This is a genomic window from Polynucleobacter sp. JS-Fieb-80-E5 (assembly GCF_018882015.1).
Lineage (GTDB): Bacteria > Pseudomonadota > Gammaproteobacteria > Burkholderiales > Burkholderiaceae > Polynucleobacter.
Map to the genome: position 1 here is coordinate 33,896 of NZ_JACVPH010000003.1, position 14,786 is coordinate 48,681.

At 46.4% G+C, this 14,786-nt stretch carries 10 protein-coding genes; 7 read left to right on the top strand and 3 right to left on the bottom strand.

Annotated features, from left to right (window positions below):
- The first annotated feature begins 26 nt into the window (after window positions 1–26).
- The 7 genes from glnL to ICN44_RS05110 all read left to right on the top strand — a co-directional run bounded on the left by glnL (window position 27) and on the right by ICN44_RS05110 (window position 10,997).
- Entirely contained in the window at window positions 27–1,148 is a 1,122-nt protein-coding gene (gene glnL / locus ICN44_RS05080; RefSeq protein WP_370624878.1) for a nitrogen regulation protein NR(II), read from the top strand.
- Window positions 1,145–2,596: a nitrogen regulation protein NR(I) gene (gene ntrC / locus ICN44_RS05085; protein ID WP_216262989.1), complete on the top strand. Its 1,452-nt coding sequence runs from the start codon at window positions 1,145–1,147 to the stop codon at window positions 2,594–2,596. Before glnL ends, ntrC begins: the two co-directional genes overlap by 4 nt.
- Window positions 2,589–3,437 carry an exodeoxyribonuclease III gene (gene xth, locus ICN44_RS05090; protein WP_216262990.1) on the top strand — a complete coding sequence of 283 codons (849 nt, stop codon included), beginning with the start codon at window positions 2,589–2,591 and terminating at the stop codon, window positions 3,435–3,437. Before ntrC ends, xth begins: the two co-directional genes overlap by 8 nt.
- Window positions 3,438–3,525: 88 nt before the next feature.
- Entirely contained in the window at window positions 3,526–5,202 is a 1,677-nt protein-coding gene (locus tag ICN44_RS05095; protein ID WP_216262991.1) for an efflux transporter outer membrane subunit, read from the top strand.
- On the top strand, window positions 5,199–6,452 hold the full coding sequence (locus ICN44_RS05100; RefSeq protein WP_216262992.1) for an efflux RND transporter periplasmic adaptor subunit: 1,254 nt from the start codon (window positions 5,199–5,201) through the stop codon (window positions 6,450–6,452). The genes ICN44_RS05095 and ICN44_RS05100 overlap by 4 nt, the downstream gene beginning before the upstream one ends.
- Window positions 6,453–6,454: 2 nt before the next feature.
- Window positions 6,455–9,589, top strand: coding sequence for an efflux RND transporter permease subunit (locus ICN44_RS05105; protein WP_216262993.1), 3,135 nt, complete (start codon window positions 6,455–6,457; stop codon window positions 9,587–9,589).
- Window positions 9,590–9,671: 82 nt separating this feature from the next.
- Complete coding sequence (locus ICN44_RS05110) at window positions 9,672–10,997, top strand: lipase family protein (protein ID WP_216262994.1); 1,326 nt, start codon at window positions 9,672–9,674, stop codon at window positions 10,995–10,997.
- Window positions 10,998–11,067: 70 nt separating this feature from the next.
- On the opposite strand, the gene ICN44_RS05115 is transcribed toward ICN44_RS05110, so the two are convergent.
- From ICN44_RS05115 to ICN44_RS05125, 3 genes are read right to left on the bottom strand one after another with little or no spacing between them, the layout of a single operon-like run.
- Entirely contained in the window at window positions 11,068–13,206 is a 2,139-nt protein-coding gene (locus ICN44_RS05115) for a M3 family metallopeptidase (protein ID WP_216262995.1), read from the bottom strand.
- A 53-nt stretch (window positions 13,207–13,259) separates the two neighbouring features.
- Window positions 13,260–14,114 carry a bifunctional methylenetetrahydrofolate dehydrogenase/methenyltetrahydrofolate cyclohydrolase FolD gene (folD, locus tag ICN44_RS05120; RefSeq protein ID WP_216262996.1) on the bottom strand — a complete coding sequence of 285 codons (855 nt, stop codon included), beginning with the start codon at window positions 14,112–14,114 and terminating at the stop codon, window positions 13,260–13,262.
- Window positions 14,115–14,129: 15 nt separating this feature from the next.
- Window positions 14,130–14,777 (bottom strand): response regulator transcription factor, encoded by a 648-nt coding sequence (locus ICN44_RS05125; RefSeq protein WP_216262997.1) that lies wholly within the window; start codon window positions 14,775–14,777, stop codon window positions 14,130–14,132.
- Between the last annotated feature and the right edge of the window lie 9 nt (window positions 14,778–14,786).

Here is a 14,786-nt window from a genome sequence, read left to right on the forward strand (position 1 = left end):
GCGAAGGAGAGAACTTGAGCGCAGGTCTGTTGCGCAATTCGTTCAAGGGAGCAGCTACGGCTGCTCCTTTTTTTCCGACATTGCTTGATCAGATGCCCAATGCCATCGTGGTATTTGAGGCTGAGAACCAACAATTGGTGTACGTGAACCCGGCTGCTGAGTCAGCTCTGGATCTCTCGCGTAAATCACTTGAGGGTCAATCTGTGCACAACTTATTTGGTGACAACGTAGCATTAAGAGGTATGATTTCTGAAGTGAAACAGGGTCATGTATTGACCCAACGCCAGGAAATGGTTTTGCATTCATTGCCGGGCAGTATTCATCAAGATTCCATTCCAGCGCATGTCGTGGTTGCAGCTTTAGAGGATCCCGCGCTGATCATGATGGAGTGGTTTCCGATTGATCAACAGTTGCGTAGTGAGCGCGATGAACGCGTCACGCAGCAAGTTGAAGCAAATAAACAATTGATGCGTAATTTGGCGCATGAGATTAAAAACCCATTGGGCGGTATTCGTGGAGCGGCACAGCTATTAGAGTTTGAGTTACCAGACAAAGGCTTGCGCGAGTACACGCAAGTCATTATTAAAGAGTCAGATCGCCTGCAGACTTTGGTTGATCGTCTCTTAGCGCCGCATCGCAAAGCGCACGTGATGGAATCTTTCAATGTGCACGAAGCATTAGAGCGCGTGCGTAGTTTGGTCTTGGCAGAGTTTCCCAAAGGTTTGCGAATTATTCGTAACTACGACACTAGCTTGCCTGATGTTCTGGGTGACCGCGAACAATTGATTCAGGCAACATTAAATATTGTGCATAACGCTGCACAAGCGCTTTCTGAAGAGATTAGCAGTGGCATTGCACAAATTGAGCTGAAGACCCGCGTGGCACGTTCAGTCACGATTGCAAAGCATCGCTACAAATTAGCGATGGATCTGCATGTGATTGACAACGGCCCTGGCATTCCAGAAGAAATTATTGAGCGCATCTTCTTCCCATTAGTTTCGGGAAGAGAGGGTGGTAGTGGGCTTGGTCTTACCCTAGCGCAAACCTTTGTACAGCAGCACCAGGGGTCTATTGCTTGTAATAGCCGTCCAGGGCGCACCGATTTTCATATTCAAATTCCATACCGTAGGCAGGAGAAATTATCATGAAACCAATTTGGATCGTTGACGATGATCAATCTATTCGTTGGGTCTTAGAAAAAGCTCTAGCGCGTGAAAATATTCCGCACAAGAGTTTCTCTAATCCAAATGACGTTCTGAATGCCCTGGAAAAAGAATCTCCTCAGGTGCTGATCTCCGATATTCGTATGCCGCGTGGCAACGGCTTGGATTTATTGCAGCACGTGAAGGCAAGTCACCCGAATTTACCAGTCATCATCATGACTGCGTATTCTGATTTGGACTCCGCTGTCTCTTCATTTCAAGGTGGTGCCTTTGAATATCTCACCAAACCTTTTGATGTCGAAAAGGCGATTGAATTAATTCGTCGCGCTGTAGAGCAGGGTATCCGTAATGACTCTGGTGCGAAAGAGTTAACTGCATGGAGGCAAGACGCCACTGAGATTATTGGACAAGCACCGGCAATGCAGGAAATTTTTCGTGCCATTGGGCGCTTAGCTCAATCTAATGCCACAGTACTCATTACTGGTGAGTCCGGTACTGGTAAAGAGTTGGTTGCTCATGCCTTGCATAAGCACAGTCCTTGCGCCAAAGGGCCATTTGTCTCATTAAGCACTTCCGCTGTGCCAAAGGATTTATTGGAGTCGGAGTTATTTGGTCATGAGCGCGGTGCTTTCCCGGGTGCTCAGACCTTACGTCGAGGCCGTTTTGAACAAGCTGACGGCGGCACTCTATTTTTGGGTGAGGTTGGAGATTTACCTTTTGATCTGCAAACCCGTTTACTTCGCGTTCTGACTGACGGACATTTTTATCGCATTGGTGGACAAGATCCGATTAAGGCAAATGTTCGGATCATTGCTTCAACACATCAAAATTTGGATGCGAGAGTAGCCGCTGGTTTCTTTCGAGAAGACTTGTTGCATCGCTTAAATGTGATTCGTTTGCGTATGCCTTCATTGCGTGAGCGTAGTGAAGACATTCCAATGTTAGCTAGACATTTCATGTTGAGCTGCGCTAAGTCTTTGGGTGTTGAACCTAAAAAATTGTCTGATGAAGTTTTAAAAGAAATGAGCGCAATGCCATTTCCGGGAAATGTACGTCAATTAGAGAACTTATGCCACTGGTTAACAGTGATGACGTCTGCAAACGTGATTGGCGTAAGCGATCTTCCGGCTGATATTGTTTCCGAGGCAAATGAACAACTCATCGTTATTCACGGCGAGTCTTCGCCAAGCAATCCCGTTGCTGCCAAGGTTGCTGGAGGTGACTGGGAGAGTGGTTTGGGGCGTCTGGCTGTCAAGATGTTGCAAGATGGTGATAAAGAGGTTTTTGATGCCTTGACCGCACGCTTTGAAAAGGTAGTATTGCAGGCAGCTTTAGAAGTTACTCGTGGCAGAAGAGTAGAGGCTGCTCAGCGTCTAGGTATTGGACGTAATACGATTACTCGTAAGTTGCAAGAGCTCGGTATTGATGACTGATTCAGTTCGAATAGCCGCGTGGAATGTGAACTCCTTAAAGGTTCGTCTTCCACAAGTCCTTCGTTGGTTGCAGGATCAGGAAAGTAAGAAGCAGCCGATTGATGCGCTCTGCTTGCAAGAGCTTAAGCTCACGGATGATAAGTACCCCCACAAAGAGCTGGAGGATGCGGGTTACCTCAGTTTGGCTGCTGGTCAAAAGACTTATAACGGCGTTGCGATCATCTTGCGTAAAGCGGCTCTCGCACCTATTGCTTCAGATATAGAAACAGCCTTTCTAAAGTCCACTAGAAACATACCCAACTACGCAGATGAGCAGCAACGCATTCTCGCGGCGACAGTCTGCTTTGCTGGTACGAAACCGATGAGACTGGTATCAGCCTATTTTCCAAATGGTCAATCGCCCGATAGCGACAAGTTTCAATACAAACTAGGTTGGTTGAAGGCATTACAAACTTGGTTAACAGAGGAGCTTCAACAGAATGAACGCTTGGCACTCTTGGGTGACTTCAATATTGCTCCAGCAGATGAAGATGTGCATGACCCTAAGGCATGGGAAGGGCAGAACCTCGTTTCACCGCCAGAGCGTGAGGCGTTTCAAGACCTGATTAAGCTTGGACTCCATGATTCATTCAGAATGTTTGAGCAGGCGCCGAAAACTTTTAGTTGGTGGGATTACCGCATGATGGGTTTCAGAAGAAATGCCGGCATGCGCATTGATCACATTTTGTTGAGTGAGTCGCTCAAGGGAAGATGTAGTGCTAGCACGGTAGATAAAGTGCCTAGAGCCTGGGAACAGCCCTCGGACCACGCCCCTGTAATAGCAGTCATTAGCAAGGTTTAGTATTCTGAACTAGGGTTTATATTGGCTTATTATTGATGCAAATAGCACCATTTGGTGGGCCCCTTAGCTTTAAAAACTGACCCCTTTAATGCCATTACCTAGAAACACGATTACCCATGCGCTCATAATTTCCGGCACCTTGATGCTTGCCGGTTGCATGATGGTTGGCCCAGATTTTGCAAGACCCCCTGTTAAGGCAGTAGATCAATATAAATCAACAGCACAAACTGAATTTACCGAATCTTTGGGTGAAAACTCAAACAAGATTCTGGATCCAGTAGATTGGTGGAAAAGCTTTAATGATCCGACGCTCAATGCCTTGCTAAAGCAAGCTACTGCACAAAACCTCACTTTGCAACAAACTGCGCTGAGAATATATCAACTGCAGGCGCAACTGGGTGTGAGTGATGCCGCATTATTGCCATCCGCCAATTTAAGTGCTTCGTATTCCAATACCCGCAATAGCGCAATTCAAGAAGCGATTAATGATCCCAATAATTTGGTCTCTAAAAATGCTTTGGTGCAGGTGAGTTGGGAGCTAGATTTTTGGGGAAAAAATCGCCGTGGAATTCAGAGCTCATTAAGCTCCTATTTATCTGGGGTTGTGGCCTTCTACTCAGCAGACGTGTCTTTAACTGCGGATGTTGCGAATACTTACATCAATATCCGCAACTATGAAGAGCTGATCATGGTTGCTAAAACCAATCTAGCTTTGCAAAAAGAAAGTTTACGTATCGCAGGTGCACGCTTTAAATACGGTGCCACATCGATGTTAGATCTGAGTCAGGCGCAAGCTCAGTATGAGCAGACGAAGGCCCAGATTCCGGCATTGATCGCGAATTTAAAGAAAAACCAGCATGCCATGAGTATTTTGCTGGGCGAGCCTCCTGAGTACTATGAAAAGACTTACGGCAACACTAAGGGAAGTCTGAAGCCTCCATCTGAGCTTGGCGTTGGTATGCCAAGGGATTTATTACGTCGCCGCCCAGATGTTCTGCAGGCCGAATTTGATGCCGCCTCTAAGTCCGCCTTGATTGGTGTAAGCAAGGCGCAATTATTCCCGACATTTACCTTGGGCGGCCTCTTTGGTTATGCCACCTCAAATTACGGAACCTTATCCTCCGCTAATTTATTTAGTTGGGGCAATAACTCTTCTGGTGTAAATGCTGGAATTTCCTTGCCGCTGTTTTATAGAGGCGCAATTGTGGATCAAGTCCGCGTGCAGGATGCTATTTTCCAGCAGAGTCTGTTGGCTTATCAAAATCAAGTCTTGAATGCCCAGAAGGAAGTTGAAGATTCGCTCATTACTATCTCGACCACTAAAAGTTCAAAAGAAGATTTAACTCGCGGTGTCATTGCAGCGCAAAGTGCTGCAGATTTAGCGCTTGAGCGTTATAAGGCGGGGCAGAATGATTACACCACGGTCATCACTGCACAGCAGAATCTATTAAATATCCAAAACTCCCTAGTCCAAACTTCATCAAACGAACTCATCGGATATGTGGGTGCATTTAAAGCGCTTGGTGGCGGTTGGACTGCGGACATGAGTCCTCCTAAGTTGCCAGACCAGATGATTGCCGATATGACTGATCGCACAGATTGGGGTTCTGTTCTCACTAAGGCGGGCGATCCCTTAACGGTTAAGGTCGGAAAATTTTTGGTAGACGCTCCAGACCCATCAAAGCCCACTCAAGCTATGCCGCCAACTAAATTAGATATACCCAATACAACGACTCCGCCGACTCAGGGAAGTGCTGCGCCATGAAAGATCTATTAATAAAAGCCAAACTTTTGCTGATGCCCTTGTGGGGCAAGCTTGTGACTTTATGGGGCTCGCTCTTAGGAAAATGGAATGCATTCCTAGTAAAGCTAAGCACGGTTGAGATTCCTATTCTCAAGAAGAAACTTTCACCACGAACAATCGGGATTTGTTTATTGGTTCTCATTGCTTTGATTGCGTTAATCTGTTTGAAGTCTTGTGGCAAAGAAATTAAGCAGACCCCAATTCCAGTGACAACCGCTCAACCACTGTCTCAAGAGATCCGCAGTTTTGCAACCTTTGACGGTCTGGTTGATCCATACCTCACAGTGAACTTAGATGCACGCGTTAAGGGCTACCTTACTAAGATTGGTTTTGCTGACGGAGCAATGGTGAAGAAGGGCGATCTTCTGTTTGTCATTGAGCAGGACCAATACATACAAGAGGTGAAATTAAAGCAAGCAATTTATACCGAAGCTAAGCTTGAGTATGGACGTCAAAAATCTTTGCTCAAAGAAAATGCAACCTCGCAAGCAGCCGTTGATAAGGCTTTATCGCAATACCAGCAATCGGAGGCTAATTTAACGCTCGCAAAGATTAATTTGGGCTATACCGAAATCAGGGCACCTTTTGATGGACTCATGGGAAGACACTTATTGGATGTCGGCACCTATTTAGATTCCACAACAAAGGGCGTGCAACTCTCTACTATTCAGCAGATCTCACCCATTTATGTGTACTTCTCTATTAATGAGAGGGATTACTTAAAGTTTCAAAAGGGTCAAGATGCAAACGCAGAACGCAAGTCTGAAGTAAATACCTTGCCTATCTATGCCGGTCTTCAAGGTGAAGTTGGATATCCTTTTGAAGGTGTTTTGGATTACGCCGCTAATTTGATTTCCACAGAGACTGGGTCCTTGCAATTGCGGGCAATCTTCAAAAATGAGAAGTATGAGTTAATCCCTGGTTTATATGCTCGAGTTATGGCCCAGTATGGCGCACCAAGACAGGCTTTGCTCCTACCCAAGACTGCTGTAATGATGGATCAAGTGGGTGAGTATGTTTTTGTTTTGGATAATGCCATGCGTGCACAACGTCAAGACATTAGCTTGGGTCAGCGCTTTGAGAAGTATGTCGAGATCAGCAAAGGCTTGACTCCCGATAGTAAGGTGGTCATTAATGGTTTTATTAATCTGAGCATTAATCAAATTGCTAACCCAACACAGGTCACGCTTGAGGCAATGCCAGCTCGATAATCATGCTCTCTAAATTTTTTATCGAACGGCCGGTACTGGCTAATGTGATTGCTTTGGTCATGCTATTGATTGGGGCAGTGTCCATTAATAGCTTACCGATCGCTCAGTACCCAAATATCGTTCCACCCACGATTCAGGTGACAGCACGATATCCAGGTGCAAGTGCCACGCTTGTACAGCAATTAGTAGCGAGTAATATTGAAACTCAGGTGAATGGTGTTGATGGCATGCTCTACATGGAGTCTGCGTCCACCAATGACGGAAACTATACCCTCACCGTTACTTTTAAGGTGGGTACGAACCCTGATTTAGCTCAAGTCAATGTGCAAAACCGAGTGGCTATTGCGCTGCCTTCCTTGCCACAGGCAGTTCAAAAGCAGGGCGTCACAACCAAAACGCAGTCAACTGCCATTCTGCAGTTCGTTACCCTCACTTCATCCAACCCAGATCATGACGGCTTATTTTTAAGTAACCTGGCTAACTTAAAGTTGCAACAGCGCTTAGCGCGATTGCCAGGCGTAGCTGCTGCCAACGTCTTTGGTGTGGGCAATTACAGTATGCGAGTTTGGCTTGACCCAGCCCAACTCAAGATGCGCAATTTGACGCCAAATGATGTCATTGCCGTTATTAATAAGCAAAACGTCTTGCTAACTGCAGGTCAAATTGGTGCTCCGCCCACACCGATGGGTCAAGATTTTCAGCTGACGCTCAATGTCACCAGCGCTATGACAACGCCTGAGCAGTTCGGCAGAATTGTTGTAAAGGCTGGTAACAAGGCTGAAATCACGTACTTGCGTGATATCGCCAGAATAGAAATGGGCAGTCAGAACTACAGTCAATTCTTCAAGATTGATGACAAGCCTGCAGGTGGCATAGCCATTTATCAAATGCCGGGTGCCAATGCGATTGCTACCGCACAAGCAGTTCAGGATGAGATGAGGAGTATTGCCAAGACTCTTCCAAAAGAAGTTACTTGGGCTATTCCATTTGATACCACGATGTTTGTGAAGGCCTCCATTCATGAGGTTTATAAAACACTCTATGAGGCAGGCATCTTAGTACTGCTCGTGATTATGATTTTCTTGCAGAACTGGCGTGCCACGCTGGTCCCTGCTACAACAGTACCTGTCACGATTATTGGCGCATTTGCTTGTATGGCCGCCTTGGGCTTCTCTATCAACTTACTCACCTTGTTCGCAATCGTTCTATGTATCGGTATTGTGGTGGACGATGCGATTGTGGTGGTTGAAGCGGTTTCCAAGAAGGTGGAAGAGGGTGAAGATCCTAAGCAAGGTGCAATTGATGCCATGACTGCTTTGATGGGTCCTATTATTGGTATTACCTTAGTCTTGATGGCCGTGTTTATCCCCGCTTCGTTTATTGCTGGTATTACTGGACAAATGTATCGGCAGTTTGCTTTAGTGATTGCAGCAACTGCTTTGATTAGCGGTATCAATGCGATTACTCTGAAGCCAACCCAGTCAGCGCAGTATCTCAAGCCGATTGACCCTAACAAGGTTAAAAATAAGCTCTATCAAAAATTTGATTTGTATTTCAATCGCTTGGCGAGTTGGTATGGCCACAAGATTGAAGGCTTGATGAAGAATCGAGCCAAAGCATCGATGGTGGGGATTGCGATTATTGCCGCCTCTCTCATCGGCTTGATGTTTGTACCTTCTGGCTTTATTCCAAACGAAGACCAAGGCTATTTGGTGGTTTCAACTACTTTGCCTGATGCAGCCTCTTTGCAGCGGACCGAGAGTGGGATGAAAAAAGCAGTTGACGTTATTAAGAAGGTTCCTGGTGTTGACACGGTTGTGGTGATCGGCGGCATTAACTTGCTGAACAATAGTAGCTCCCAATCCAATGCGGGTGGCTTATACGTCATCATGAAGAAGTGGGAAGAGCGGGGCAAAGGTGAGGGCCTGCGTGATATCTATAACAATATGAATCAAGGCCTTAAGCAAGTTCAGGAACTTAAGTCTTTTGTGCTCTTGCCGCCAGCCATTCCGGGTTTGGGTCTATCGGGTGGTTTTGAAATGAGATTGATGCTGACGGATGGTAGTAATAATTTTGCCAAGTTAGATGCTGCAGCCAAGACCTTTATTGCTGAGGCGCAAAAACATCCAGAGATCATGATGATCTTTACGCCATTTCAAAATAATGTTCCGCAACTCCAACTCAGCTTTAATGTAGGCAGGGCTGAAACTTTTGGTGTGGATATTGGGGATGCCTACGATGTATTGCAATCCTATCTTGGATCCTCTTACGTCAATCAATTCTTCAAATACGGCCAAACCTACCAAGTCTATGTTCAGGCTGATGGTAAGTACCGCAACGCTGTAGAGCAGATCAATCGCCTGTATGTAAAAAATAAGAGCGGCAATATGGTCCCCCTAGGATCCTTCATCGATGTCAAAGACACTACTGGACCAGCGTTTGCTTCACAGTTCCAGCTTTATCCTTCTGCTGCCGTTCTAGGTGCTGCCAGTGATGGCTACAGCTCTGGACAGGCAATGAAGGTGCTGGCGCAGGTAGCCGCTAAGACATTGCCAGATGGCGTCGCTTACCAGTGGGCTGGCATGTCTTACCAAGAGGACCTTGTTGGAAATACCGTGATCTTGATCTTTGCACTTTCAATTTTGTTGGTGTACTTAGTGCTCGCTGCTCAATATGAAACTTGGATAGCTCCGTTGGCCGTCCTAACTGCAGTGCCACTTTCTTTATCTGGAACAGTATTGGCCTTATTGCTTACGGGTCTGCCAAATAATATTTACGTACAGATTGGTCTAGTGTTGATGATTGCGCTCTCATGCAAAAACTCGATTTTGATTGTTGAGGTTGCCATTGAGTGCAGGCATAAAGGCATGAGTTTTGTTGACGCTGCCCTTGAGGCCTCAAGAGAGCGCTTTAGACCAATTGTCATGACCTCGATTGCCTTTATTTTGGGGGTCATGCCTTTGCTTCTATCTACCGGTGCGGGTGCAGCAGCGCGTATCTCCTTAGGCATTACCGTATTTAGCGGCATGATCGCTTCTACCTGCCTTGCAGTGGCATTAGTCCCAGTCTTTTATGTAGAAATCGAAACCTTCTTTGAGCGCCGCGCGAACAAGAAAGCCGCCAACAATCAGCAATAAACGAAGCAAATAGGATGTATTGCTGCCCACTGGATCTTAGTGTTTAATGATATTTTTGGATCCCAACTTACCCATTTAAGCTATGAAAAAAATGACTCCTGTTTCTACTTTAGTTTTAGCGCTCGGCACTGCTCTAGGTATTCTTGCTACTACTGTATATGCTGATCCGCCTGTTCCTCCTTTTTATGAGGAGGTTATCAAAATGAGTCCCGATGGTAAGCTCGGACAAATTCTGAAAAAGGAAAAAATCAAGACGTCTGTTCAGGGCGCTCAAGCCTGGAAGATTGCATACATCACATCTGATGTTGGTGGGCGCAAGCATCTTGCCACTGGCTTGGTAGTAGCCCCGATTGGCGCTCCACCTAAAGAGGGTAGGCCCATCATGGCTTGGGGGCATGGGACAACTGGCGCTGCACAAAATTGCGGCCCTTCACAAGTTCTCAATCCAACAGCACCCCTCAATGAATACTTTTTAGTTGGCGGAAATTCTTGGACGGATTACGGCATTCCTAGTGTTGAAGAATTTATCAAAGACGGATATGTAGTAGTTGCAACGGATTACCAAGGCCTAGGTGGTGGGGGCGAGCATCAATATGCTTTAGCAGCAACCAATGCCATGGATATGATTGATTCGGCTAGAGCTGCTAGCGCCTTAAAGGAGGCTGGCGCTGGTAAGAAGACGATTATCTATGGTTGGTCGCAGGGTGGTGGCGCTGTAGTTGCTGCAGCAAGCATGCCAGAATACATCTCTAAAAAGGGAACAATTGCCGATGGCATTGAGCTCGTTGGCGTGGTTGCCTTGGCGCCAGATGATATTGCCATCATGATGCCCAATTCAACAGTAGATGAGGTGAACGCACAAAAATCATTAAGTGGAGTCGTTAAGATGTTCACTGGCAATGTTTTTGATTTTTCACATATGGCAATGAGTATGTGGGGTGTGAGGGCTGGTAATCCAAATTTAAAACTCACCGATATTTTTACGAGTGAAGGCGCTAAAGTGCTCGATGAGGTTATCCGAGACAAGTGTATGCATGCGGTGGCAGATACGCTGAATTTCAATTACAGCAGCCAGTACAAAACATTATTAAAAGATCAATTCACCAATTCTCTTGAGTGGACAAAAGCTATGGTCAAGGGCAGCGTGAATCCTGAAAAACCTATTGCACCGGTAGTGATCTATTGGGGAAATAAGGACACCACGAATCCCCCAATCATGGGTAAGCTCTATCAGGAGCAGATGTGTAAATTAGGAGGCAATGTGAATCGGATTCAGTTGCCAGGAGATCAGTCTCATTTCACAACTCCTGGAGCCTCTGCGCCCCTATATCAGGCCTGGATTAAAGATCGACTAGCGGGTAAGCCGGCACCAAATAATTGTCAGCTAGCAGCCCAGCTCCCAAGTTAAATCACGAGCTTTCTAATAAAAAACCCATCTATAGCGATGGGTTTTTTATTTGGAGCTTTAGGTTTAACTCTTATGCTAACCCGCCATGACGCAATAAGGCATCAATGCTTGGCTCTCTACCTCTAAAGGCTTTAAAAGATTCAGCCGCAGGGCGACTGCCACCAACCTCTAAAATCTCTTCACGATAACGAGCCCCTGTTTTCTCATCTAAGACGCTGCCAGTGAGTTTTGCTGCTTCCTCAAAGGCTGAGTAGACGTCAGCAGATAACACTTCAGCCCACTTATAGCTGTAATAGCCGGCTGCATAACCACCAGCAAAGATATGGCTAAAGGTATTGATCCAACGAGAGATGGCTGGTTGTGGAATAACGTTGAATTGATCAGCGATCGCTCTGGATAGGTCTAATACTGCGTGACCTTGAGCATTCTTCGCATCAAAGCTTGCATGTAAGCGCCAGTCGGTGAGAGACATCACAATCTGACGCAGAGTCATATAACCATTCTGGAAATTCTTGGCAGCGAGGATCTTGTCGAACAATTCACGTGGAAGAGGCTTGCCAGTTTCGGCATGTGCAGTCATCTTTTCTAGCACTTCCCACTCCCAGCAGAAGTTTTCCATAAACTGGCTCGGTAGCTCTACCGCATCCCATTCAACACCATTGATACCTGATACCCCTAAAGCGCTTACTTGAGTTAGAAGGTGGTGTAAACCATGGCCACTCTCATGGAAGAGGGTGATGACATCATCATGAGTAATGGTAGGTTGACGCAACACACCATCCACCTTGACTGGCGGCGCAAAGTTGCAAACTAAATAAGCGACGGGTACTTGAATTTCACCATTAGGTAAAACTCTACGACCACGGGCATCATCCATCCAGGCTCCACCACGCTTGCCGGGACGAGCATAGGGATCCAGGTAGAAGTAGGCCACGATATCACCCTTGGCATTTTTCACGGAAAACGATTGCACATCGGCATGCCAAGTCGGCAAATCCGCCGCTTCAATCTTGACGCCAAAGAGAGTCTGAATGACTTGGAAGAGGCCATCCAACACCTTGGGTAGAGGGAAGTATTGCTTGAGCTCATTCTCTGAAAAGGAATAGCGTTCCTGTTTCAATCTTTCGGATGCAAAAGCAACATCCCACGGCTCTAAGCTATCAGTAATGGATAGCTCGGTCTTGGCAAACTCAGAAAGCTCCCTCCAATCTTTTAATGCAAATGGTTTTGCTTTCTGCGCAAAGTTCGTCAGGAAGGAGTCGACTTCATCAACACTACTTGCCATTTTTGGAGCCAGGCTCAGGGCGGCATAGTTTTTGAAGCCCAGCATGCGCGCTTCTTCATCGCGCAGTCTTAACTGATCGAGCATGTTCTGAGTATTGTCCCAATCCAATTTGCCCTTGGCGTATTGGGGTGCCAGTTCAGAAGCGCGGGTGACATAGGCTTCATACATTAAGCGACGCAGCGCCCGATTCTCAGAGTACTGCATGACAGGGTAGTAGGAAGGGAAGTGCAGCGTGAATGCCCAGCCATGCAAGTTCTTCTGCTGGGCAGTATCTGCTGCCGCAGCAATAGCATCCTCAGGCAGGCCTACTAGCTCAGTTTTATCGCTTACGAGATGAATAAAACCATCAGTAGCATCTAAGACGTGGTCTGAAAATGCTTTACCTAAGGTTGCCTGCTCATCCTGAATTTGTGAAAAGCGGGGCTTATCTGCATCACTAAGTTCTGCTCCACCCAGACGAAAATCTCGTAAGGAGTTTTCAATCACTTTCTTTTGAGCTGCACTTAATTTTGAAAAGTCAGGCGCTTTGCTAAGTTCTTTAAACTTTTTGTAGAGCTCTAAATTTTGACTAAGGCTTGAGAAGAAAGCAGTGACCTTAGGTAGCATCTCGCCATAGGCAGCGCGCAATTCTGGGGTATCAGCAACGCTATTGAGGTGGGATATCACGCCCCAAGATCTACCAAAAAATTCAGTAGCATCTTCTAGCGGCTCAGCCAAGGCATCCCAAGTAGATGGAGTACCTGGATTGACTGCTACATCCACAGCGTCTTGCGCTTGCTTGAGTAAATATTCAATCGCTGGTGCAATATGCTCAGGCTTGACTTCTGAGTAAGCAGCAATGCCGCGTCCAAAGGTAGTTAGCGGGTTGTTTTGCAATTCTGCGGGGAGGATGTTGCTCAGGGAGCTAGATGTGGATGTAGTCATCCCTCTAGCTTAATGGACTGGGAGCAATTTTGCCAAAAGTCCCAGCTAATTCCTCAGAGCTTGGCGGCCTTTTCGGCAGCTTCTAAGGTATTCATGAGAAGCATAGTGATGGTCATCGGGCCAACACCACCAGGAACCGGGGTAATCCAACCGGCAATGTATTTGGCTGTATCAAAATCCACGTCGCCACAGAGCTTGCCATCAGGGAGGCGATTAATGCCCACATCAATGACAACGGCACCATTCTTCACCATATCGCCAGTAATCATTTTGGGTTTACCGGTAGCAACCACCAAAATGTCAGCATCTTTGGTGTGATGTGCCAAGTCACGAGTCTTACTATTGCAAATAGTGACCGTTGCACCGGCTTGCAATAGCAGCATTGCCATTGGCTTACCCACAATATTGGAGGCCCCAACAATCACGGCGCGAGCACCGCGAATAGGGTAATCAATACTTTCGAGAATCTTCATGCAGCCATAAGGAGTGCAAGGCTTGAATTCTGGTTGACCAACCATCAAGGCGCCAGCATTAGCCACATGAAAGCCATCCACATCTTTTTCTGGGGCAATTGCTTCCAGAACACGCTCAGAGGCAATGTGCTCTGGTAGCGGGAGTTGCACCAAGATGCCGTGTATTGCAGGATCCGCATTGAGAGTGGCAATACGAGCGAGTAACTCTTCTTCGCCAAGTTCTACAGAATAGCGCTCTAAAACAGAATGAAAGCCAACGTCTTCACAGGCTTTTACTTTGTTGCGAACATATACCGCGCTGGCAGGGTTGTCGCCAACCACGATGACTGCTAAACCAGGTCTAGTGCCTTTAGCGGTGACAATTGCACCACGTGCAGCAATTTCCGTACGTAGTTTTTTAGAGAGTATGTTTCCGTCTAATAATTGAGCTGGCATAGAAAACCCCGGGAATTAATTAGGTTGGGGATCAGACAAAGCTAGGCGGAGTAGGTCGGCAACCGTGTTGACGTTGAGCTTTTCCATGATGTTGGCGCGGTGTGCTTCAACAGTCTTAATGGATATACCCAGGTCATCAGCAATTTGTTTATTCAAACGGCCTGCAACAATGCGCTCTAGAACCTGACGCTCACGACCAGTTAACTTGCTGAGTAAGCTCTGGGTAATTTTGCGTTGACTAGCTTGTGAATAATCGATGCGCGCTTTAGCAAGCATGCGATCGACTAAACCACAAAGATCATTTTCTTTAAAAGGCTTTTCAATAAAGTCTACTGCGCCACGTTTCATCGTGGAGACAGCCATCGATACATCGCCATGACCAGTGATGAATGCAACTGGCATTGGTAGGTTTTCGTTGGTTAACCGCTCTTGCAATTCAAGGTCTGACATACCAGGCATGCGCACATCCAAAATGGCGCAAGAGATGGTGGACTTATCGGTACTTTGCAAGGACTGTAAGAAACGTTCTGCGCTAGCATGGCATCGCACAACATAACCATTGCTTTCTAAGAGCCAAGTAAGAGAATCTCTTACCGCTTCGTCATCATCAACTACATAGACAACTTCAGCTTGGTTTGGTTTTGCAGTAGCGCTTAAGTTCATATAAGTTCT